General features: G+C 46.1%; 17 protein-coding genes and 1 pseudogene. 10 read left to right on the top strand and 8 right to left on the bottom strand.

All coding sequences use genetic code 11. The features are described 5' to 3' along the window. The first annotated feature begins 119 nt into the window (after positions 1 to 119). From ACMXI2_RS29245 to ACMXI2_RS29225, 5 genes are all read left to right on the top strand, one after another. On the top strand, positions 120 to 2,717 hold the full coding sequence (locus tag ACMXI2_RS29245; RefSeq protein WP_483779402.1) for an NACHT domain-containing protein: 2,598 nt from the start codon (positions 120 to 122) through the stop codon (positions 2,715 to 2,717). Positions 2,718 to 2,750: 33 nt separating this feature from the next. Beyond that, positions 2,751 to 3,659 (top strand): transglutaminase domain-containing protein, encoded by a 909-nt coding sequence (locus tag ACMXI2_RS29240; RefSeq protein ID WP_483779401.1) that lies wholly within the window; start codon positions 2,751 to 2,753, stop codon positions 3,657 to 3,659. Positions 3,660 to 3,675: 16 nt separating this feature from the next. Then, positions 3,676 to 5,526, top strand: coding sequence for a chloride channel protein (locus ACMXI2_RS29235; RefSeq protein ID WP_483779400.1), 1,851 nt, complete (start codon positions 3,676 to 3,678; stop codon positions 5,524 to 5,526). 73 nt (positions 5,527 to 5,599) lie between these two features. Further along, a complete protein-coding gene (locus ACMXI2_RS29230) occupies positions 5,600 to 6,205 on the top strand; it encodes an NAD(P)H-dependent oxidoreductase (protein WP_483779399.1) in 606 nt (201 codons plus the stop codon). A gap of 1 nt (position 6,206) precedes the next feature. Beyond that, a complete protein-coding gene (locus ACMXI2_RS29225) occupies positions 6,207 to 8,099 on the top strand; it encodes a monovalent cation:proton antiporter-2 (CPA2) family protein (RefSeq protein WP_483779398.1) in 1,893 nt (630 codons plus the stop codon). 1 nt (position 8,100) lies between these two features. Here the strand turns inward: ACMXI2_RS29225 and ACMXI2_RS29220 are convergent, their stop codons facing one another. From ACMXI2_RS29220 to ACMXI2_RS29210, 3 genes are all read right to left on the bottom strand, one after another. Then, positions 8,101 to 8,352: a hypothetical protein gene (locus ACMXI2_RS29220; RefSeq protein WP_111577108.1), complete on the bottom strand. Its 252-nt coding sequence runs from the start codon at positions 8,350 to 8,352 to the stop codon at positions 8,101 to 8,103. A 7-nt stretch (positions 8,353 to 8,359) separates the two neighbouring features. Beyond that, entirely contained in the window at positions 8,360 to 8,617 is a 258-nt protein-coding gene (locus tag ACMXI2_RS29215; RefSeq protein WP_483779397.1) for a hypothetical protein, read from the bottom strand. Positions 8,618 to 8,692: 75 nt separating this feature from the next. After that, positions 8,693 to 9,874 (bottom strand): DUF5009 domain-containing protein, encoded by a 1,182-nt coding sequence (locus tag ACMXI2_RS29210; protein WP_483779396.1) that lies wholly within the window; start codon positions 9,872 to 9,874, stop codon positions 8,693 to 8,695. Positions 9,875 to 10,014: 140 nt separating this feature from the next. Between ACMXI2_RS29210 and ACMXI2_RS29205 the strand changes: the two genes are divergently transcribed. The 4 genes from ACMXI2_RS29205 to ACMXI2_RS29190 all read left to right on the top strand — a co-directional run bounded on the left by ACMXI2_RS29205 (position 10,015) and on the right by ACMXI2_RS29190 (position 14,819). Continuing rightward, positions 10,015 to 12,066, top strand: a complete 2,052-nt coding sequence (locus tag ACMXI2_RS29205) for a M13 family metallopeptidase (protein WP_483779395.1) — start codon at positions 10,015 to 10,017, stop codon at positions 12,064 to 12,066. 172 nt (positions 12,067 to 12,238) lie between these two features. Further along, positions 12,239 to 12,628, top strand: a complete 390-nt coding sequence (locus tag ACMXI2_RS29200) for a GxxExxY protein (RefSeq protein ID WP_483779394.1) — start codon at positions 12,239 to 12,241, stop codon at positions 12,626 to 12,628. After that, positions 12,625 to 13,725 carry a carbohydrate-binding family 9-like protein gene (locus tag ACMXI2_RS29195; RefSeq protein ID WP_483779393.1) on the top strand — a complete coding sequence of 367 codons (1,101 nt, stop codon included), beginning with the start codon at positions 12,625 to 12,627 and terminating at the stop codon, positions 13,723 to 13,725. The genes ACMXI2_RS29200 and ACMXI2_RS29195 overlap by 4 nt, the downstream gene beginning before the upstream one ends. A gap of 5 nt (positions 13,726 to 13,730) precedes the next feature. Continuing rightward, positions 13,731 to 14,819 (top strand): family 10 glycosylhydrolase, encoded by a 1,089-nt coding sequence (locus tag ACMXI2_RS29190; protein ID WP_483779392.1) that lies wholly within the window; start codon positions 13,731 to 13,733, stop codon positions 14,817 to 14,819. Between the two features lie 190 nt (positions 14,820 to 15,009). Here ACMXI2_RS29190 and ACMXI2_RS29185 read toward each other — a convergent pair whose 3' ends face one another. Together ACMXI2_RS29185 and ACMXI2_RS29180 are read right to left on the bottom strand one after the other, a co-directional pair. Next, positions 15,010 to 17,298, bottom strand: a complete 2,289-nt coding sequence (locus tag ACMXI2_RS29185) for a GH92 family glycosyl hydrolase (RefSeq protein WP_483779391.1) — start codon at positions 17,296 to 17,298, stop codon at positions 15,010 to 15,012. A 63-nt stretch (positions 17,299 to 17,361) separates the two neighbouring features. Further along, complete coding sequence (locus tag ACMXI2_RS29180; protein WP_483779390.1) at positions 17,362 to 18,579, bottom strand: glycosyltransferase family 87 protein; 1,218 nt, start codon at positions 18,577 to 18,579, stop codon at positions 17,362 to 17,364. Positions 18,580 to 18,918: 339 nt separating this feature from the next. Between ACMXI2_RS29180 and ACMXI2_RS29175 the strand changes: the two genes are divergently transcribed. Then, positions 18,919 to 20,766 (top strand): ABC transporter ATP-binding protein, encoded by a 1,848-nt coding sequence (locus ACMXI2_RS29175; RefSeq protein WP_483779389.1) that lies wholly within the window; start codon positions 18,919 to 18,921, stop codon positions 20,764 to 20,766. 79 nt (positions 20,767 to 20,845) lie between these two features. On the opposite strand, the gene ACMXI2_RS29170 is transcribed toward ACMXI2_RS29175, so the two are convergent. From ACMXI2_RS29170 to ACMXI2_RS29160, 3 genes and pseudogenes are all read right to left on the bottom strand, one after another. Then, positions 20,846 to 21,217 (bottom strand): hypothetical protein, encoded by a 372-nt coding sequence (locus ACMXI2_RS29170; RefSeq protein ID WP_483779388.1) that lies wholly within the window; start codon positions 21,215 to 21,217, stop codon positions 20,846 to 20,848. Next, positions 21,207 to 21,692: a sigma factor-like helix-turn-helix DNA-binding protein gene (locus ACMXI2_RS29165; protein WP_483779387.1), complete on the bottom strand. Its 486-nt coding sequence runs from the start codon at positions 21,690 to 21,692 to the stop codon at positions 21,207 to 21,209. The genes ACMXI2_RS29170 and ACMXI2_RS29165 overlap by 11 nt, the downstream gene beginning before the upstream one ends. Positions 21,693 to 21,956: 264 nt before the next feature. Continuing rightward, a pseudogene (locus tag ACMXI2_RS29160) lies at positions 21,957 to 22,844 on the bottom strand (IS256 family transposase); the annotation flags it as partial. Between the last annotated feature and the right edge of the window lie 34 nt (positions 22,845 to 22,878).

Here is a 22,878-nt window from a genome sequence, read left to right as displayed (position 1 = left end):
ATAATTCAGTTTAATGTTTTCTGTTCATTTTGTTCATTCAGCAATTCGAAAATCTAAACGTAAACACCATACGTAATTAAACAGGTACCGACAATTCGAAAATCCATTTATTGTCCCCTATGATTGATCTATCCTATGACTTTATCATTACCCTGCAGAATGAAGTTCTACGCAGGTTTGGTGTTGAAGTCATGTTGCCAGGAGATTGCAAACATCTCTCTCAGTCCATATTGGATAACACCACGAAACTGGTAAGCGAAACTACGCTTAAAAGGGTGTTCGGATTTGCTGTAGCTCAACACAGCTTCTCCAGATACACGCTGAATACGCTTTCGCAATATTGCCAATATAAAGACTGGGAAGACTTTCAGCAACATCACTACCGGAAGCTGAACACCGCTTCCAAGACAACCAATGCGTCTACTTCAGCCGCAGCATTGGATAATAGTAAATGGTCTGATTTGAAAAACAAAGCAGACGCCGTTTCCCATTACACCATGCTCACCCTCAAGAATCGCTCTGGTATTGCCTTCCCGTACACCGTTCACAGACCCTTCTGTAACGCCCACATTGAAAAATTCCTGGAAAGCGACTACGCGGCTACCGCGTTAATAGCTCCCTCCGGATGGGGCAAATCACTGGCATTGGTACACCTCGCGGAATACTGTTGGTTTGGTAAAGAAGCCCGCTATAAACAGGATGTTTGCTGGTTTATCCATGCTCACGCCGCCGGCAGCCTCCTGTTGAAAGGATTCTCCCTTTCTTCCTGGCTGGATAACCAGATGAACCTCGGTAACGGCGAAAACTTCCGCGAATACTTTTCCAGCCACTTCGATAAAAAAGGCGGACGCCTTATATTAATAATAGACGGCTTCGACGAAATCGCCGTAGCAGGCGAAAAACTCCGTTTACTATATTCTAAACTGGAAGACTTCGTATATTCCAACGATCTATACCCCTGGGTAAAAGTGATCCTTTCTATCCGGAGCAGCACATGGGCCGAAATATTCCAGCACTCCCAGCAATATCCCGCCTTCCGGCGCTATTGGTACCTGGGCGCTGAAATGGATGAAGAAACCAATATCAACATGCCCCGGCTTACGGAACAGGAAGTGAAATCTATTCTCTATAACCACCTGTTTGATCCTGCCACTGTACGACTGTTCTCTGAAAAGTTCCTGCAAAAACTGCGTTATCCTTATTACCTGCAACTCTTTTGTCAGCTCAACAGCGGTCCGGATCAAACCTTTGTAGATGAACACCTTAGCCTGTTCGAGATTGTATCGCGCTTTATCCAGAACCGCGTGTTCAACTCCCAGAGCAATTCTTTCAAAATAAAAATCATTGAAAAATTACTGACCCTGCTCGATCTCGGCAGAACAGGGATCTATGCAGATAAAAATTTACTGCTCACCCAAAATGCCGATCTGTTCCCTGCCTATAAAGAACTACTTGCCGATAATATATTGGTGGAAGAAAACCTGAGCCAGGAAATTATGTTCAATGTGAAGGTGCGCTTTGCCCATACCATGCTGCTCGAATATTTTGTGGCCATGCACTACCTGAAAAAAAACGGCCAGGAAATAAATGAATCACTGCTGACGGCAATACTCGAACATCTGCCACAGTCGCCATACCGTATAGGCGTGTTCAGATGGCTGCTCCGCTACGCCATCAACCACGCACAGATCGATGGCATCATCAAAATGTTGCATTTACCATTATCCAACATAGAAAAATCCCACCTGCTGGAATACCTGGTATTACATTACCAGCACGACGGCAACAATCAAGGAGAACTTAAATCCATCTTCCCGGCGGGCTTCTTCAAGAAGAACCCTATTGGACCCTTTATCAGTGACGAATTTATTCATTTCAGGAAACGCAAAGTACTTACCGCTTTGCTGGGACTTGCTGAAGCCCGGGAAGATAAACTCAAAATCAGAAGTAAATTATTCACAATGGCCCTGCTGCAACTCGATGCGGAACAGTGCGAAATAGAACTCAACAATATAAAAAAAATCTACACCGCCGATGAATTTGAAGATGAACTTTGGGTAACACCTTATGAAATCCAGCTCTTCATCTACGAATTCCTCAAATTTGGTATTATAAACGAAGATATCCGGGAGAAGATCTATAATTATTTCCGCTACTGGACCGGCGGTGGCAAGAAGCCCATCAGTGAGCCCCAGGAAATCGTATTCCGGAATATGGGGATCGTTTTCACCCTGCTGGGAGATAACGAACATCTGCTGAGCTTTACCACCCGGATCTTTGAAACATATCCATCTTTACAACACCGTAAAACAGATTCGCTGCGCCTCATGCTGCTCTGCTGGCAGGCACAAGCCTACCTTGGCCTCGGTCAAACAGCTTCGGCTGCACGGATCTGCCGCCACACCGACCAGGTGATCAAAAAATATTCTGCTGATTATTTTGGTGGAAAATACCTGGAGTCTGTACAGAAACTACTGTACGCAGGAGTATATTTTAATGAACATGAATTCAATAAAGCCATCCGTACGGCAGAAACTGCCGTGGAAAACGCGCAGAAACTGGACTTCAAAGTATTGGCGCTGATGAATTTCGGACTGCTGAACAAGATCTATCAGCAGCTGCAAATGGATAAACAAAAAAATGATACGGTGCAGCAAATAGAACTCATCCGGAAAAGTACTTCCTTTAAACAGGCCGTTTCAAACTTTGCGAGGTGATTATGGCATAATTTTGCTTTATTGCGTAGCATAATGGCCATAGACGAAAGCAAATATACCGTAGTACAGAATATATTGTTCAACACATTGAGTCTGTTGACTTTATTATTGCTGGCACCCTATATCAACCGCTTTACGCCTCCCATCGTGGCAAATGGCTGGCACATCGATCTGCTATTGGCCGTGGTGGCAAGTTTCATCATTGTTTATTTACTCCGCTGGATCTTCAGGCCGCTGATCATCCCCGTCTTTTTACTGGTATGCAGTGTAATGGTTATTAACAAACTTACTGACCGCTACACCTTTTATAATGTGCTCAACGATTACAAGGGTATGGTGCAGGGAAACCTCAACACCAAAGGCAGCAAACAGCTGGATATCCTCAGCCTTTACCCGAGAAGGGTAGAAAGCTACCGCGATAAAACCGTGCGCGGCATGCGGGAGAAGATCAACTTCCAGGATTCCGTGGTTCGCAACTTCTCCGTGAAACACTCCCTTGATTATTACGACGAATATTTTTATAAATACGGAAAAATAACCCGGTTCCTGTCCCTGTTCCGCTTTATCAACAGCCAGTTTAAATATGTACTGGACTCCCGCCGTGACGAATACTTTGCCACCGCACAGGAAACCATACAAAATGGCCTGGGCGGCGACTGCGACGACCACTCCATCCTCATGACCTCCTGCCTGCAATCGATCGGGGCGAGATGCCGTATTGTACTGGTAAAAGGCCATGCCTACCCGGAGCTTTACTGTGGCGACAAAGAGGAATTTGAAATCATGAAACAGGCCATCATCACGCTTTTCCCGAAGCCCGCCGTAAAAGAAATATATTATCACGAGCTGAAAGGCGAGTACTGGATAAACCTTGATTATACGGCCCGTCGCCCCGGCGGACCCTATATGAATGATAAAGTTTATGCGCTGATTGAGCTTTGATCCTTAAATTTGCCGCATGAGTCAATTTAACCGCCTGCGGAGATACCATAGCTTTTTTCGATTCAAAAAGGATTTTGAACAATATAGTTTAAAGAGTGCTAAAAGCTATGAACTCATATTACATTGGTTACACAGCAAAATGAGCCGCAGCCAGTTCCTCCTGCTTTCAGGTATCCTGGTTGGATGTTCTGCAGGGTTGGCAGGCGTCATTTTAAAAAGCCTCGTCCACTATATTCATTATGTAATCACCTATAAAGTACATTTCAGCACCCAGGTGATTTTTTACGTAGTATTCCCCTTCCTGGGAATTGTGCTCACTACCCTCATGGTTATCTGGTTTTTCAAGGGGCAGTCGAGGAAAGGGATACCGGCTATCCTGCATGAAATAGCCCGGAACTCCAGCCTGATCCCACCTGTAAAAATGTATTCCCAGATATTGCAGAGTGCCATCACCGTAGGACTTGGCGGCTCTGCCGGGCTGGAAAGCCCCATCGCTGTTACGGGCGCCGCCCTTGGTTCCAATTATGCACGTACCTATAAACTTGGTTATAAAGAACGTACCCTGTTACTGGCCGCCGGCGCTACTGCCGGTATAGCAGCCGCATTCAATGCACCGATTGCCGGGATGATGTTTGCTTTTGAGATATTACTTACCGGCGTGGTATTTTCTGATTTCATGCCGCTGATTGTAGCCGCCGTTTGCGGTAGCTTACTCTCTAAAATTATTTTACAGGAAGAAGCGTTGTTTCATTTCGAGTCAAGGGTTGCTTTTAACTATCACAACGTACCCTATTATATAGCCCTGGGAATACTCAGCGGATTTTATGCAAGATATTACGTAGTCATCTCTCAAAAAATAGAACATTTCTTTCACTCGCTCAACTGGACAGCGTTGCAACGCGCCCTCCTGGGCGGCGTGCTGGTATCCGCCCTCTGCGTGGCGCTGCCTCCTTTATTCGGGGAGGGCTACTCCAGTGTGAAATCGCTGGCTTCCGGCAGCGGTGAAGCTATTCTCCAAAATAGTTTCTTCCGGTATCTTCCTATACAAAGCTGGATGATACTGGTGTTTACCGGCTGCGTGTGCCTGCTGAAAGCATTGGCCGCCTCCGTTACCATACAAAGCGGTGGTAACGGGGGAAACTTTGCGCCGTCGCTTTTTGCAGGTGGCTTCCTGGGATTTTTTTATGCGATGGTTTGTCAGCAGATGGGATTCACCGATATCCCGGTTACCAACCTGGTAATTGTTGGTATGGCCGGCGTAATGGCCGGAGTGATGTATGCCCCGCTTACCGCCATCTTCCTGATTGCCGAATCCAGCTCCGGGTACGACCTTTTCATCCCGCTGATGATTGTTTCCACCATCTCTTTCCTGATGGCAAAATGGTTTTCACCCATCTCCCCGGAAATCAAAGAACTGGCAAAAGACGGTAAAGTATTTACGCATGCCCATGATAAAAACATCCTGCTGCTCCTGAAAATGGAAGACCTCATAGAGAAAGATGTGCAAACAATTTCCATTGATGCCACCCTGCGGGATATCATAGAACTGGTGAAAGAAGGCAGCCGGAATATTATTGCCGTAGTAAACCACGAACAATTGTTTGAAGGCGTTATTACGCTGGATGAAATCCGGCCGATTATGTTTAATCCTGAAATGTACGATACCATTACCGTAAAGAAGCTGATGCAGGCCCCGCCGGCAGTAGTTAATTTAAAAGATAATATTAACGCGGTGATCAAAAAATTTGATACCGCCCAGGCATGGAACCTACCGGTGGTACAGGACAAGCAACTGGTGGGCTTCATTTCCAAATCCAGTATCCTCAATAAATACCGGTTACTTTTGCAGGAGTATTCGGAAGGCTGACGGGGAATTTGTTAACACAGAAGGGCTACTTTTGAAACAAAATACCTAAATTCCTTTATACGAAAATCCGATAATGGCGAGAGTTCTGATAAATTTTGCACATCCGGCCCTGGAAAAATCCAGGGTACATTCCCAGCTGCTGCAGGTGGTTAAAAATATCCCGGGGGTTACTTTCAATGACTTATATGAGCAATATCCCGATCTGGATGTGGATGTAGCCCGTGAGCAAAAGTTGCTGGAGCAGCACGATATTATTTTTATGCAACATCCTTTTTACTGGTACAGCGCACCGGCTATTGTAAAGCAGTGGCTGGACCTGGTGCTGGAACATGGCTGGGCATATGGGCATACCGGCAAAGCCTTACAGGGAAAGTATTTCGGCAATATTATTACGGCGGGAGGCGCAGCACATTCCTATCAGCCGGATGGCCATCATGAGCATACCGTGCATGAATTTCTGCTGCCTTTTATGCAAACCGCCAAATTGTGCAACATGCATTACACCGCGCCTTATGTGATATACGGCGTGCACCGGCAGGATACTTCAGATATCCAGGAGGATGCAGCCCGGCTGAAACAGGTGCTGGAGCGTCTCCGCGACGATAAATTTGATCTTACTCCTTTGCCTGGCCTGAAAGATCTGAATCAAATACTTCAACTACCCGCTCAAACCAGATAATATGGATCAACATTCTTTGCTATTTCAGTCGATGGTATACCTGGCTGCGGCCATTGTATTTGTACCACTGGCCAAAAAGATGGGACTGGGAGCTGTTTTAGGCTACCTGATCGCGGGTATCATCATTGGCCCCTCTTTACTGGGTTTTATAGGAAGGGAGGGAGAAGATATTATGCATTTCGCGGAATTTGGTGTAGTGATGATGCTATTCCTGATAGGTATAGAGCTGGAACCGGCGCTGCTGTGGCGGCTGCGTTCCTCCATACTCGGGTTGGGGGGGCTGCAGGTGATATTAAGTGCCGCGGCCATTGCGGGCATTGCCTACCTGGTAGGACAACCGGTGAATACATCGCTGGCGCTGGGTATGATCCTCTCGCTGTCGTCCACCGCCATTGTACTACAAACGCTGAATGAAAAAGGATGGATGGGCACTTCCGCCGGGCAGAGCGCCTTTTCAGTGTTACTATTCCAGGACATTGCCGTGATCCCCATGCTGGCCATATTTCCTTTGCTGGCAGGCAATGCCGCAGCAGATGCTGCTTCGCACAATGCTTCCCTGAGGGATAATTTACCTGGCTGGGCGCAAACGCTGGTTGTCCTGGGAGCTGTAGCCATTATCATCATTGCAGGCAGGTACCTGGTGCGGCCGCTGATGCGTATCATTGCCGGCACCCGTGTACGCGAATTATTTACTGCCACCGCTTTGCTGATGGTAGTGGGCATTGCCGTGCTGATGAACCTGGTGGGCCTCAGTTCTGCGCTCGGAGCATTTTTGGGTGGAGTAGTACTTGCCAACAGTGAATACCGTCATGAGCTGGAAAGTGATATTGAACCTTTTAAGGGTTTGTTACTCGGTTTGTTTTTCATTGCCGTTGGGGCGTCTATTGATTTCAGTCTGATTATAAAGCAGCCCTGGCTAATCATGGGTTTGGTGGCGGGTGTTATGGCATTAAAAGGTATTGTACTGTTGTTGCTGGGAAAAATATTTAAGCTGAGTACCGATCAGAACCTGTTATTTGCCTTTGCCCTCGCGGATATCGGGGAATTTGCGTTTGTATTGCTGTCGTTTACCGGTCAAACAGGGCTGATGAGTAAGGAAATGACCGCCATGATAACAGCGGTAGTAGCCATCAGTATGGCGCTCACCCCATTGATTATGCTGGTATATGAAAAAGTGATCCAGCCATATTATACCCGGTCGGAATTAAAGGCAGAAAGGGAAGCAGATGAGATCAGTGAAAAGAATCCTGTGATCATTGCAGGCTTTGGCCGCTTTGGCAGCATGACCGGGCGTTTCCTGCGGGCCAATGGCATTCATGCTACGGTGTTGGACCTGGATTCCGACCGGGTAGACGCACTGCACAACCTGGGTATTAAAGTATATTATGGAGACGCATCCCGCTATGATCTGCTGGTTGCCGCAGGCGCTAAAGATGCCAAAATGCTGATCATTGCTACCGATCATGCAGAACAAACACTGGAAATAGTGAAAATGGCCCAGCGGTATTTTCCGCATCTGCAACTACTGGTAAGGGCAGAAAACAATGAAGATACTTTTGAACTGATGGACCTGGGCATACTCCATATTTACCGTGAAACGGTAGACACGTCCCTGCGTCTTGGTGTGGATGCCCTGCGCATGCTGGGCGGAAGGGCTTACCGGAGTGAACGTGCCGCGCGGACATTTTTCCGCCAGGATGAACGTACCCTGAAAGGCTTATCTGCACTGCGCGACGATAAAAAGCAATATATCAGTTCCATGAAGGAACGTATTGATGAAATGGAAAAGCTCATTTCCTCCGACCGTGTAAAAACATGGCTGGATGAAGGGCAGGGCTGGGATCCTGAATCATTGCGTGATGAGATCCGGGGAGAAAAAATTGATGAGGAATAATTTACTGTTGAATATGCTGGATAATGAGTTCCGCCACATGATGTAACAGCCCCACATCTACCGGGTTTAAATGATCGTGCATAGGCTTGCTGGAAACAGCGCGTACATAGCCTTCTTCATCGGGCTCAAAAGTAATTTCATGCTCTTCAATGGCTACTTTATAAACCGTTTTGAATTGCTGATGAGCGGTTTGCACATCCAGGATGTGCGGATGCCCTTTGTATTCAAATTTAAGTGTGAAGAAGTCAGACATATCATTATTACCGTTGTGCAGTATTTACTTCGCTTTCACCGTGCTGGCGATGATAGTAACGTTTAATCCTGTTTTTTTCATCACGGGAAAACTGATGAATTAACCACAGGAAAAAACAAGCAAGACCGCTGATGATCAATATGTAGCCTATAAATCCCAGCGTGTGGAACACTTTGAACCACATCCAGTCGTTGGTTAAGGCATACTGCGCTAAGATAGCTAAAATCAATCCTGCTGACGCTAGTACAATTGCAATTTTTTTCATGGGGGGGAACTTTTGGGATATAAAAATCTATTTCTCTACATTTCGAGAGCTATAACGAAGTAATATGTAAGATTGTTACAGTTGCAAACGAATTCCCAGCTTGTTTAATCCCTTTACCAGGAAGAGCATGATTACTGCAAAAAAAGCGCACCAGGCAATACCTGGCAGTCCTTCTCCCAATACAGCCGGCAGGCTGATCCCCGCAAGCAACATTCCATAAAAAACAATATCCGGCAGTATATAGGTGAGCAAAGGATTGGAACCGGCAGGCCGGAAGAAAGCCGTCCACTTACTGATCTGTTTTACATCTATCAGAAAATATAACAAAGAAAATATGGCCACACATATCGCGCTGCAATACAGGCACCAGCTGGGTGTAGCCTGGATTTTGGATAGTTTATAGGCAGGCCTTAACATCATGCCGGCAATCAACAGTAAAGCAAAGTACCCGGTTACCCGCGACACCAGCTTACTCCCTTTCAGGCCGAGGTCCTCATCAAAATAAAATAACGTCAGCAACATGCCCGACAAAACAATAGCCGTATGCGCCGCATGGCCTGCCTGCGATGTAAGCCAGCTCCATTCTCCCATGAACGGCTGTTTGCATAAAATATAGTACCCGATACACACAGCTATCATCAGCATAATAGCGCCGGCCACCCCTTTAAATACCTGGTAAATAACACATGCGTACAGGTATGCCCAGCCTATCAGTCCCAGGATGCCCCACCAATCCGGCGTTAACCGTTCCGTTCCATCTTCACCACCGCGGAAAATCAATGCCAGTACGATCAATCCTATCATGCCCGCTCCTTTGAAACACCATGAAAGCCATGCATTTTTGAACTTATAAACATTCCATACCAGTATGGCGGATACGTAAAATAAAAGCGACCATGCGGCGCCACTCATACCGGTAGCAGCCGCGTTTACCTTCTCCCCATTTACCATAAAAATACCCAGCACCCACAAGCCTAATGTACGCCAGGCAATATGCCGCTGCAACTGCCAGAAGGTATCTCCTTTTGCCAACCGGCTATTGATGGCGAAAGGCACCGACATACCCACTATAAACAGGAAAGCCGGGAACACTACATCTACAAATGTCATCCTGTCTTCATTACCATGCGCATGCTGCATCCACGAAGGAATACCGCTCACACCCGCCACACTGTTAACGAAAATCATGACAAGAATAGTAATCCCGCGGAAAGTATCGATAGATAAAATGCGGCCAGTCTTTAAATTGTTGATCATAAGCGTTGCAGGTAAGGAAATGACTTTGTAACAAAATACATTATTTACTTTATATTCTCCAGCTGCCGTTAAGCCCATTTTAATAATCAGGGTGATAAAAAATAATTACCTTTCTTCCGGTAACAAAATCTCAACAGCTTATGATAAAATCCATCCTCACCGGAACCGGTTTGGCTGCCATTACCTGCCTTGCCGCATGTAACCAGGGGCAGAAACAACCCGGCGCCAACGCTTCTTCCTCCCCCGACGCAGTAGCCGCTAATGTAGACAGCACCGTAAATCCCACACAAGATTTTTTTGATTATGCCAACGGCGGCTGGATAAAACGCAACCCTATACCAGCAGAATATAGTTCATGGGGTATCGGCAACCTGGTACAGGAAGAACTGTACAAACGCCTGCGCATCATCAACGAAAAAGCGGTAGAAAATCCTACCGATCCTATCTCAAAGAAAATTGCCGCCTTCTGGACCAGCGGAATGGATTCTGTGCGCATCAACCAGGATGGTATAAAGCCCATCGAAGCAGAGCTGAAAGCCATTGATGCTATTACCACCATCCCGCAACTGGTGCAGGTAGCCTCCAAACTGAATATCACCACCGGCGCCTTCTGCAGTCTATACATCGGACAGGATGCCAAAAATAGTGATGTCATTGCTGTACAGCTGGGGCAGGGCGGATTAGGGCTTCCTAACCGCGACTACTACTTCAACACCGATGCGCGTACCACCAACATCCGGAACGCCTATCCCGGCCACGTTGCCAAAATGCTGCAATTTGTTGGCTACGACAGCACCGCCGCTAAAAAAGCTGCTGCAGGGATCGTACAACTGGAAACAAACCTGGCTAAAAACAGCCGCAAGCTGGAAGCTCTCCGCGATCCGGAAGCCAACTATCATAAAATGGCTGTAACCCAGCTGAATAAAATTGCCGGGAATATCGACTGGAATGAATTCATCAAACAACAAGGCATCAACAAATTTGCCGATACCATTATTGTTGGTCAGCCGGAGTTTTATTCCAACCTGAGCAACGCCGTTAAATCGCAACCACTCCAAACCTGGAAAGACTACCTCAAGTGGAACCTGATCAATGCTGCGTCCCAACATCTTAGCGACACCATCGCCAACACTAACTTCGCGTTTTATGGCACCCTGCTCAAAGGACAGGACAAGCAGAAACCACGTTGGAAAAGAGTGCTGGATGCCGAGGAAAGCGCAATGGGAGAGGCCCTGGGGCAGCTGTTCGTAAAAGAGTTCTTTAATACTACGGCTAAAAAAAGATATGAAAACCTGGTAGAGGAAATACGTACTGAACTGAAAATACGTATTGAACACCTCGACTGGATGAGCGACAGCACCAAGCAAAAAGCATTATACAAACTCTCTAAAATCACAAAAAAAGTAGGCTATCCTGATAAGTGGAAAGACTTTACCGCGATGGATATCAAGGAACAGTCGTACCATCAGAATATCGAAGCAGCCCACCAGTGGTGGCAAAACTACCAGATCAACAAACTGGGCAAACCCGTAGATCGTAGCGAATGGGATATGACCCCGCAAACCTACAACGCTTACTACAACCCCAGCAACAACGAAATTGTACTGCCCGCCGGTATCTTCACCGTTCCCGGTAAGCGTGACGAAGAACTGGATGATGCTGTTGTATACGGCTATGCCGGCGCCTCCACCATTGGCCATGAAATTACACACGGGTTTGATGATGAAGGCCGTCAGTTTGATGCCGCCGGTAACCTGAAAAGCTGGTGGACCAAAGACGACGAGAAAAAGTTCAATGAGCGTGCGGCTGTAATGGTGAAGCAGTTCAACAACTATGTAGTTGTAGATACTTTACGTATCAACGGTAAGGCCACGCTTGGTGAAAATATCGCGGATCTTGGCGGTATCCTTCTCGGATGGGAAGCTTTCAAAAAAACAGATCAGTTTAAGAAGAACGAAAAGATCGCCGGATACACACCATCACAGCGGTATTTCATGGGTTACTCCCTGGGCTGGCTCGGACATACCAAAAAAGAATCACTGGCCAGGCAGGTGCTCACTGATGTACACTCACCCGCCAAATTCAGGGTGAATGGACCTTTCAGCGATGTGGATGCGTTTTATGAAGTATACGGCATGAAACCGGGAGACGGTATGTACCGGCCGGATAGTGCACGCGTGCGCATATGGTAACGCGGAGGTTGTCTTACCCAGGATTACGCTGATTATACTGATTTATTTTTTTGATTTTTTATTGATTTGATTTTTTATTGTTTGGGCCGGATACATTATCCGGCCCCTTTTTTTTGATTATTGGAATAGTTAAATTAGTGTCATTGTTTGTTTTACCCTTAATATATATTGTATGATTAACCCAATTTATAAGCATTCTGAGCTTACCCAAAAAATTATTGGTTGTGCAATGCAAGTGCATCGCATACTGGGATCCGGATTCCAGGAAATAATTTATCAGCGCGCATTGGCAATAGAATTAAGTGAAAAAGAAATTCCCTTTGAAAGAGAAAAAGAGATGCCTGTGTATTACAAAGGTGAAGTAGTAGGAAGCAGACGGGCAGACTTTCTGGTGGAAAACGTTGTTGCTGTAGAACTAAAGGCTTTATCATTAATGGAGCAATCAAACATTTTACAAGCCAAAAGCTATCTCGAAGCATATAACGTAGAAACCGGATTACTTATTAACTTTGGCCGGCCAAGCCTTGAATTTAAAAGATTAATCAACGGAAAATACAAATGACAATAAATCCTTCAATCATAAAAAAAATTATCAGCGTAATCAGTATAATCAGCGTAATCCTGAGTAAGACAACCTTCGCTCAAACCGGGCTGGAATTGTATAAGCCGGCCAAGGAAATACCCCGCCACTACGTATGCCAGGAAACAACAACCAAAGTGGTGATTGACGGCAAACTGGATGAAGCCGGATGGCAACAAGCTACCTGGACAGCCGACTTTAAAGATATTGAAGGCGATGCCAAACCCACACCACCACTGCGTACCAGGGTGAAGATGATGTGGGACCAGCAGTATCTTTACATCGCCGCTACGCTGCAGGAACCTCATATCTGGGGAACACTGGTAGATCATGATGCTATTATTTTCCGGGATAATGACTTTGAAGTATTTATAGATCCCGATGGAGATACCCACCAATACTACGAAATAGAAATCAATGCTTTAAATACGGTGATGGACCTGTTTATGGGTAAGCCCTACCGCAATACGGGAGAGGCTTTGATTAACTGGGATACCAAAGGCATTATTACTGCTATACATATCGACGGTACAATAAATAATCCGTCAGACACCGATAAAGAGTGGACCGTGGAGATGGCCGTGCCTTTCAGCGCCCTAAGCTTCTTCAATAAAAATCAACGGCCGGTGGAGAATAGCCTCTGGCGGATCAATTTCTCCCGGGTAGAGTGGGACACAGATATTAAAAACGGCAGGTACGTAAAACAACAACAGCCGGAGCATAACTGGGTTTGGTCGCCACAAGGAATTGTGAATATGCACGCACCGGAACGGTGGGGATACCTGTTGTTTACCAGCAAAGCCAATACTACTTTCCAGTTGCCTCCGGCGGAGGAAGCCAAACAATACCTCTGGCAGATTTACAGCGCCCAATTGCAATACAGGCAAGCCAATGGACGGTATGCCAAAAGTTTAAAAGAGCTGAAGATCTCTGAAAAACAAACCGGCACTAATAAAGAGGTATATACCCTATCAATGGAAAGCATTTCATCGCAATACAATGCCAGTGTTTCCGGTAGTAATTTCCCCGGTTCCGTAAATATTAACCAGGAAGGTAAAGTGTATAGTAACAGAAAATAACAGCTATGGATAAACGTCTTTTTATAAAATCATTGGGTATCGGGGGATTGACATTGGTAAAACCTACGCTGCCAGCCAGCGCCGCTATTGTAAAAGAAACAGCGCCCACGCTGGAAAAGAACGCCGTGCAACACCGGGTGTGGATCAATCCGGATCATAAAGATACTGCTGCCATTTTAAAAGCAAGATACGCTGCTTACAGAAGAGCAGGGATCACAGATATCATGTTTGAGGCCGACAGCGAGCTGCATTTCAAAACTGCCAAAGCCAATGGTATCAAAGCGCACCGCTGGATGTGGACAATGAACCGTGGAGAAAAAGAGTTGCTGGCAAGTCACCCGGAATGGTATGCTCAAAACCGGAAAGGTGAGTCCTGTGCAAACCATCCTCCTTATGTGGATTACTACCGCTGGCTGTGTCCCAGCAAACCGGAGGTGGTGAATTATCTGAAAGACCAGGTGGAAAAAATCCTTTCACTGGATTATGTGGATGGCATTCATCTTGATTATGTTCGCTACTGCGATGTGATATTGCCCGTAAATCTCTGGAGTAATTATGGTATTGATCAGTCGAAAGAATTACCGGAGTATGATTTCTGTTATTGCGAACAATGCCGCAATGCCTATAAAGAAAAACACGGCGCAGACCCATTACAGATAGAGCATCCCGACCAAAGCCCTTCCTGGCGCAAGTTTCGCTACGACCGCATCACCAACGTAGTGAGCAACCTGGCACAGGTAGCGCAGCAACATAAAAAACCAATTTCCGCGGCGGTATTTCCTACTCCTGAAATTGCCAAACGTATTGTGCGGCAGGACTGGACCAACTGGCCGTTGAACGCCATTTGCCCCATGATCTATCATGGCTTTTACAGGGAAAATGTGAGCTGGATAGGCGATGCAGTGGCAGAAGGGGTGAAGGGGCTGCATGGCGCATTTCCGTTGTATGCAGGACTGTATCTTCCGGACTTCCACGGCAACTACGCCGACCTGGCCGAAGCCGTGAAACTGGCTATCCAGAACGGAGCAGCAGGCGTTTCTATCTTTGGTGAAGTAACACCGGAGGTATTGCGGGTGCTGGGTGAAAATGCTTAAGCGGATGTTGTCTTTCTCAGGATTAAAATGATTTTATTGATTTAGGGATTTGATCACGTTTAGATTAAAATGATTTTGGGAGATATAAGCGAAAATATCCGCTTACATCTCCCAAAATCAAAAAAAATCACAAAGGATCAAATCCCTAAATCAATAAAATCATTTTAATCCTGAGAAAGACAAAATACGCTTAAAGCGCATTCGATGGTCTGTCTGCTGCTGCTTTACCAAAGCTGAGGTTTGGTTTGTTACCCATTTTAACTACCAGCGTTCCACCGGCCACCACATCCTGGTGGGTGATAAAGCTTTTCGTATATGGTTTACCGTTAAGGGTAACGCTTTGGATATAAATATTCTCTGCACTATTATCGATCGCCTGTACAATGAAAGTTTTATTGGCGCCTACTTTAATAGATGCTTTGTCGAACAGCGGGCTGCCTAATACATATACGCCACTGGCGGAGTTTTCAGGATAGAAACCCAGCGAGGAGAATACGTACCAGGATGACATCGCGCCGCAATCTTCATTACCGGCAAGCCCTTCCGGCTGATCGAAGTAAAAGTCTTTCATTACCTGTCTTACTTTTTCAGCAGTTTTCCATTGGTAACCGGAGAAAGCGTACATATAGGTAACATGGTGACTTGGCTCATTACCATGCGCATACATGCCTATGAGGCCGGAAATATCATTAGATGCTTCTGCGCCCATATCGCCTTTAGCCGTAAAGAGGCTGTCGAGTTTGCTGGTGAAGGCATCGTCGCCCCCCATGAGTTGGATCAGTCCTTCCACATCCTGTGGCACCAGCCAGGTGTATTGCCAGCCGTTGCCTTCGGTGAAATCGCCTTTTTCATGAACGGAGTTAAACGGATCATATGGTGTTTTGAAGCTGCCATCGCTCATACGCGGACGTACAAAGCGGATGGTGCTGTCAAAATAATTGCGGTAGTAAGCCGCGCGTTTTTTGTAGTATTCGAAGTCGGCTGTTTTGCCTAACTTCTTTGCCATAGCCGCAATGCACCAGTCATCGATGGCGTATTCCATTGCTTTGGAAACGGATTCATATTCTTTATCTGCCGGGATGTAGCCTAATTCTTTTACGTATTTCAGGCCCAGGTCGTCGCGGTTGGCGGTAACTTTCATCGCTTCAAAAGCCTCTTCTGCATTGAATCCTTTAAATCCTTTCAGGTAAGCATCCACAATAGGAGGTACTGCGTGGTAGCCCACCATACAGTTGGTTTCATTACCCATGAGCGGCCATACCGGCAATTTGCCCTGTTGTTTGTGGATGGTGAGCATCGAGTTCACGAAGCTGTTCACCTTTTCAGGATGCAGGATGGTAGCGAGCGGAGCGCAGGAGCGATAGATATCCCAGAGAGAAAATACGGAATAGTTATCGAAGCCGGGGTTGGCATATACTTTTTTATCGGTGCCACGGTAGCTGCCATCATGATCGTTGAACAAAGCCGGATCAATCATGGTGTGATACATGGCGGTATAAAATACGCGGCGAGCGGCCTCGTCTTTTGTTTCAATGCTTACTTTGGCCAGTTCCTTGTCCCATTTAGCGTTGGCGTTGTTGATGGTTTTGGTAAAGTCCCATCCTGGTATTTCCGCCTTGATATTAGCCAGTGCGTTTTCACTGCTTACAGGGGAGATGCCTACTTTCAGCATTACCTGTCCGGGCGATTTATCAAATACGATAACGCCTTTGGCTTCTTTCGATTTTACTTCTTTACCGGTTTGTTTATTATCTCCATCAAATACCTGGAATTGTTTCACCGGCACATTTGATTTAATGGCAAACCAGAGGCGTTGATCTACCGCCCATCCTTTGGAGTAGCGGTATCCTTCGAGGGTATATTCATCTACCTGGCGGATAAATGTTTCTACTGGTGCATCCCAGCCGATACCTTCTTTCAGGTCGATGATGATATTGGCAGGTTGATTTTTCGGGAAGGTGTACTTATGAAAAGCCACTCTTTCTGAAGCGGTTAATTCTGCTTTGATATTGTAGTCGTCCAGCTGAACGGCGTAGTAGCCCGGACGCGCGGTTTCGCGGTCATGAGAATAGTGGGAGCCATATCCTGAAGTGGGATCTTCCTGTGTGCCGCGGTTGGTTCTTACTTTACCGGTGTAGGGCATAATGAGTACATCTCCCAGGTCGCCGATACCTGTTCCGCTGAGGTGCATCTGCGAGAAGCCTATTAATACGCTGTCTGAATAGTGATAACCGGAGCACCAATCCCAACCTTTTACAATATTGGTAGGTCCTGTTTGTACTGCGCCGTAAGGAACGCTGGCGCCAACAAATACGTGACCGTGGCCGCCGGAGCCGATATAAGGATCTACTGAAGCAACTGATTTACTTTCAACAAAGCCTGGCAATGGCGCCGACTTCTTCTGTGCACTTGTTTGAATGCCGTGAAACAGCATCGCAGATAACGCAAATGCACTACCTATCTTGATTCCCGTGTTCATAATCAAAAACCTTTAATAATGCGGCAATTTACGCCCGGATTATTACTTTTTCAGTTAATTTTTTCACAATACAGGAGCGGGCTCCAGGTCCTTGACTGACGCCGGGGAAACATCTTTTTCTAACAAATATTTCCGGGTGTAGATCTGATAAACGATCACCAGCCATAATACCAGGCAGGGCAAGGCTTTCACGGCATATGGCATCGCTATATTTTTCCTTACCCAGGGAGTAAGGATATCCGAGTGGGAAAAACTGATCAGGAAAATGACAAAAAACATAAATATGTTATTCCGTCTTGTGGATGGCTGCAGTACATACCAGATACACACCGCCGGTATAGCGATGATGTAGGTGGGCGACTCAGAACTGGTGCTGAAAAGCACCGGGAATATCAGTGTAGAGCAGAGAATATAGAAGCGATAACGCAAGTTATAGCGATCTTTTAACCGGGTATATTGTAAAAAGAAGAGTACTACCGCAGGAATGAGCACTACGTTATTACTCATGCCCGGCAAATGAAATACCCGTTTTATAAAGCCTCCGGCAGATATATCCTGGAACAGGATATTCGCGCCTTCATTCAGTTCGTTTTTGTGTACCAGCGCAGCATACCAATCAAAGTAACATTGGATAATATATTGGGGAGAAGATATTATCATGGGTAATGCAAACATCACTGCGCCCCATAAAAACAGGTACCCGATAAATCTTTTGGGATTAGGACTGAAGAAGAAGAATGCAAGTCCTACGATGCCGTAAAACTTTGTAAGCGTTCCCAATACAATAAAGAAAGCGGCCCAAAATTCCTTCCCCTTAATAGTATTGGTAAACGTGAGGATAATGAAAGCGCCGATGAACTGGTTCATCTGGAACCAGCTGCTGGCCCCCATCAGCTCCATTGAACACAACAGCAGGATAATATTCTGTTGCTGGCGTAAAAGCGGTAACTGCCGGATAGCGTAAAATAATACTGCCGAACCGGTGAGCGACCACAACATGGCTCCCAGGCGGATCTCCAAACCTGCAAAAGGAGCAATCACGATGCTGAATACCGGGCCATAAAGATTTACATCGTAGTAATCGGCCGGGTAGGGGATATATAAAGGCTGCTGGTGAATGACGTGAAAGAATACGTCTCTGAATATGCGATAGTTATTAAAATTATTCCGGGAAATTTCCATGATGGCCCCAATAAAGGACAGGCCAAACCATAAACTCATGATCAGCCATTCCTTTTCTGCCAGGTAAGTCAGCACATTCCTTTTTTCACGCATATCCATAATTGCTAATTAAATAAAAGCTATAGTACGCAGGTATAACGCACCTGGAGGGGGTATCCCTCTATTGTAGTTTTTATTTATTCGGCCTGGATATCCGGTATTTACAAAGAAATGTTACTGCAATCAAAGCGCAGTATTAATTTTCTGAAGCCGCCCATTGTTTGGATTGTTCATTTACAGCGTATACAACGCCGGCAATAATCACACAACAAACGATCAGTAAGGAAACGATCAGTAATAACATAGCATCCTGGGTTTATTCACACGAACTCAAATTTAAACAAATCCTTTTAGATAATGCGCTTATGTTTGGAGAAGCAATTTTCGTAAATTACTTCTATGAGTGCAATGGCAACTCCCCGGAAAAAACGCCCGGGGAAAGACGAAAAATTAACCTTTAAAGAGCGGCTGGCGGCCCTCCGCAATCTACCGGCATTTTTCAGGATGGTATGGCAAACCAGTCCGGGGCTCGCTATAGGAAATACTATTCTCAGGGTGGCTCAATCGGCCATGCCGTTATCGTTGTTATATGTGGGTAAGCTGATCATCGACCAGGTGGTACATCTTACCAAAGATCCGGGGCACTCCACTACCTGGCTGTGGCAACTGGTAGCGCTGGAATTTGGACTGGCGATAGTATCCGATGCGCTTAGTCGGGCTATTTCACTGCTGGATGGCCTTTTGGGCGACCTCTTCGCCAACCATACCTCCGTGAAGATCATGGAACATGCCGCCAAACTGGACCTCGACCAATTTGAAGATGCCGAATTTTATGATAAACTGGAACGCGCCCGGCAGCAAACCTCCGGCAGAACCGTGCTGCTGGCACAAGTACTGAGCCAGGTACAGGACATCATCACGATTGTTTTCCTGGCGGCAGGACTGGTATTCTTCAACCCCTGGCTCATATTATTATTACTGCTGGCTGTAATTCCGGCCTTCCTGAATGAATCGCACTTCAACGACCTGTATTATAAACTGGCCTGGGGCCAAACCTCCGACCGGCGTGAGCTGGATTATATCCGCTATCTCGGCGCCAGCGACGAAACTGCCAAAGAAGTAAAGGTGTTTGATCTTTCCAATTTCCTGATCAACCGCTTCAAGTCCATCTCCAATAAATTTTATACCGATAAAAAAGTATTACAGATCAGGGATTCCATCTGGGGAACCGTTTTCGCAATAGTAGGTGCAGCCGGGTATTACGCCGCCTATGTGATCATTATCCTGCAAACAATCCGGGGCCATCTCAGCATTGGCGACCTGGCTTTCCTGGCGGGGTCTTTCAGGCAATTGCGTACTACCTTCCAGGGGATCCTTATCCGGTTTTCCAGTGTTACACAGGGCGCCCTTTACCTCCGCGACCTGTTTGAATATTTTGAGATACAGCCTAAAATGGTTCCGGTGCTTCATCCCCGGGCGTTTCCGCGTCCTATTCAACAGGGATTTACTTTTGAAGATGTAGGCTTTAAATATATCAACTCCGACAAATGGGCCATCCGGCACCTCAACTTCACCCTTCATCCGGGCGAGAAATTAGCGCTGGTAGGGGAGAACGGCGCCGGCAAAACCACCCTGGTGAAACTGCTATCCCGCCTCTACGATCCGGTAGAGGGGCGCATCCTGCTGGATGGCTTAGATCTCCGCGAATACGATCTTAAAGAATTACGTACGCAGGTAGGCGTTATATTCCAGGACTACCAACGTTACCAGATGACCGTTTCCCAAAACATCGCCGTGGGAAACATCGCCCAAAGCAGCAACCTCCCTATGATTGAGGATGCGGCCAGGCAAAGTCTTGCTTCCCCGCTTATAGAAAAGATGCCGCTCGGCTACGATCAGATGCTCGGTCGCCGCTTTAACCAGGGCATAGAACTGTCCGGTGGCGAATGGCAAAAGATAGCGCTGGCACGGGCCTACATGAAAGACGCCCAACTCCTCATACTGGACGAGCCCACCTCCGCCCTCGACGCCCGGGCAGAATACAACGTATTTCTCCGCTTTGCCGATCTTACCCGTGATAAAACCGCCGTATTAATATCCCACCGGTTTTCCACGGTACGCATGGCCAACCGCATCTTGGTGCTGGAACGGGGCACGTTGGTTGAAATCGGGAGCCATGAGGAACTGCTGGCCCGCAAAGGACGCTACGCCGAATTATTTGAACTACAGGCTGCCGGATACAAATAAAGCGCCCCCGGAAGGAGACGCTCTATAAAAACCTATGGCGGAAAGAAGAGGAAATCCCTCTTTCACTAGAGGACGCAGCTCAACGGCTGATACCCCTATTGTCTATTTTTTTATCTGCAGGCGGCGCCTCGCGGAGATAACACCACTTTAAAGTAATTGCCAGCAACAACATAATCAGCGTAGCAATAACTCCTGCCCACGGAACCTGCCTCTTTTCCTTTCTTCCTGCTGTTACTTTTTTCCATGCCTGCTGCGGATGATACTTACCCATCTGTTTCAACTCTTCTTTCAAAGTAACTTCCTTGCTCAACTCCGCAAACAACAACCGGTTCTCTTCACTGGCATCTATCCATGCCTCCAGCTCTTCGCTTTCTTCTGCTGAAAGCGTGTTTTCCCAATACTTTACTATTAACCGGGACCGGTGGTAATATGATTCCAGATTACTCCGCAATGGATAGGAAGAAGTTTAATACGAGAAAAGTTTCCGGTTTCAGTTGCCAATGCAATAACTCCTGTGCCCTTACTTTCTGCGTTTTCACCCAGCTCACCGGCATCGACATCTGTGCAGCAATCTCTTCATTTTTCAGTTCTTCTACATAGCTAAGCTTGAAAACTTTACCGCATCCCTCCGGCAGTGCGGCAATCGCCCGGTTTATTTCCCCACCTACTTCCGCCCTGAGAAAAGCAGTTTTTACGGTCGCTTTGTGCTCATGGCAGGCGTTTAACACCTCTTTATACAGGAACATTTTGATGGCCGGGAAATCATCATCTTCACATTCATAATTTACGAACACTTTTTGAACGATATCCTCTGCCATAGCGGAATCCGCGATCAAAAGATCGGCAAATCGGCAAAGGCGCAGGTATAGCAGGTCAAATAATGACTTCAGTTGGAGGTGAGATTGTTTTGGATGGTGCGTGGACATTATGGTAAAAATAGGGAGAAAAGGGGGGATTAGCAAAGGGGGGATTAAGGATTCTATATTTATATTTGTATATCATATTGATATTATAAATATCATTTCAAGACAAGCTTTACCCATCGTGATTTTGAGCGTCCATACATCGTTGTACTATGAAAAGCAATCCAAAGTGGCATAGGGATGAAATTATACTTGCACTCGATCTTTATTTTTCTCCGGATAGAGGGAGTATTGATCGCAGAAACCGGAAGATCATTGCCTTGAGCGAATTGCTATATCAGCATCGGGAGCACTGTATATCTGGCGTAAAGCAATGGCAGCGTCCTTCTTGTCTTTCCAAACAACAAATTTTAATGAGTTTCTTAATTGATGAACTATGCAGATTTGAGTTTTTGTCTGAGGGTACACAGATTTAATCGCTTCCACAAAACCCTTTAGATTATCAGTACTGGTGATCAAAATATCTTCAACTCCACGGGCCTTCAGATTAGTCAATACATTCATCCAGAAAGCAGCACTTTCATTCTGGCAAATCCACATCCCCAGCACCTCTTTATAACCACTGTTGTTAAGTCCTATAGCTATCTGAACGGCCTTATCTATCACCTTGCCATCCTGACGTACCTTGAATATTATTGCGTCCATCCAGACAATCATATACACCCGTTCCAGCCTTCTGTTCTTCCATTGCTCAATATGATCGATTGCCCGGTCTGTGATGTGAGAGATAGTTGCCTCACTCATTTCTACTCCATATAGCTGCCGAACGTGACTTTCAATATCACGAACTGTCATACCATGAGTATATAAACTCAAGACATTATCTTCTATTTCAGCCATTACCCGACTTCGCTTCGGTACTAACTGAGGTTCAAAGCTGCCATCTCTGTCTCTTGGAACTTCTAAGGGAATTTCACCCAGATTGGACTTGACTTTTTTCTTGCCGTAACCATTTCGGCTGTTGACGTGCTCGACTCCTTCAGGAGCATGTTTTTCATAACCAAGATGTTCGTCCATTTCGGCTTTAAGCATCTCCTGGATGCCCAGGCGGTACATTTCATGGAAAAGATCGGAGAGATCTTTACTGGATTTAATTTTGCCGCTTTTTAAACGGTTGGCCAGTTCTTCTTCAATGGCCTGCTGTAGCTTGTCCATAAGATAACTGATTAGTTTAAAGGTAAGATTTTAA

This window comes from Chitinophaga sp. G7 BAM 1005 (assembly GCF_057126945.1).
This window is presented reverse-complemented; position numbering and strand designations above follow the sequence as displayed.

Bases quoted from the DNA above. Each gene is read 5' to 3' on its own strand.
- ACMXI2_RS29195 (WP_483779393.1), top strand. From the start codon at position 12,625: ATGACAATAAATCCTTCAATCATAAAAAAAATTATCAGCGTAATCAGT.
- ACMXI2_RS29245 (WP_483779402.1), top strand. From the start codon at position 120: ATGATTGATCTATCCTATGACTTTATCATTACCCTGCAGAATGAAGTT.
- ACMXI2_RS29215 (WP_483779397.1), bottom strand. From the start codon at position 8,617: ATGAAAAAAATTGCAATTGTACTAGCGTCAGCAGGATTGATTTTAGCT.
- ACMXI2_RS29210 (WP_483779396.1), bottom strand. From the start codon at position 9,874: ATGATCAACAATTTAAAGACTGGCCGCATTTTATCTATCGATACTTTC.
- ACMXI2_RS29175 (WP_483779389.1), top strand. From the start codon at position 18,919: ATGAGTGCAATGGCAACTCCCCGGAAAAAACGCCCGGGGAAAGACGAA.
- ACMXI2_RS29200 (WP_483779394.1), top strand. From the start codon at position 12,239: ATGATTAACCCAATTTATAAGCATTCTGAGCTTACCCAAAAAATTATT.
- ACMXI2_RS29190 (WP_483779392.1), top strand. From the start codon at position 13,731: ATGGATAAACGTCTTTTTATAAAATCATTGGGTATCGGGGGATTGACA.
- ACMXI2_RS29180 (WP_483779390.1), bottom strand. From the start codon at position 18,579: ATGGATATGCGTGAAAAAAGGAATGTGCTGACTTACCTGGCAGAAAAG.
- ACMXI2_RS29240 (WP_483779401.1), top strand. From the start codon at position 2,751: ATGGCCATAGACGAAAGCAAATATACCGTAGTACAGAATATATTGTTC.
- ACMXI2_RS29235 (WP_483779400.1), top strand. From the start codon at position 3,676: ATGAGTCAATTTAACCGCCTGCGGAGATACCATAGCTTTTTTCGATTC.
- ACMXI2_RS29230 (WP_483779399.1), top strand. From the start codon at position 5,600: ATGGCGAGAGTTCTGATAAATTTTGCACATCCGGCCCTGGAAAAATCC.
- ACMXI2_RS29185 (WP_483779391.1), bottom strand. From the start codon at position 17,298: ATGAACACGGGAATCAAGATAGGTAGTGCATTTGCGTTATCTGCGATG.
- ACMXI2_RS29220 (WP_111577108.1), bottom strand. From the start codon at position 8,352: ATGTCTGACTTCTTCACACTTAAATTTGAATACAAAGGGCATCCGCAC.
- ACMXI2_RS29165 (WP_483779387.1), bottom strand. From the start codon at position 21,692: ATGTCCACGCACCATCCAAAACAATCTCACCTCCAACTGAAGTCATTA.
- ACMXI2_RS29225 (WP_483779398.1), top strand. From the start codon at position 6,207: ATGGATCAACATTCTTTGCTATTTCAGTCGATGGTATACCTGGCTGCG.
- ACMXI2_RS29205 (WP_483779395.1), top strand. From the start codon at position 10,015: ATGATAAAATCCATCCTCACCGGAACCGGTTTGGCTGCCATTACCTGC.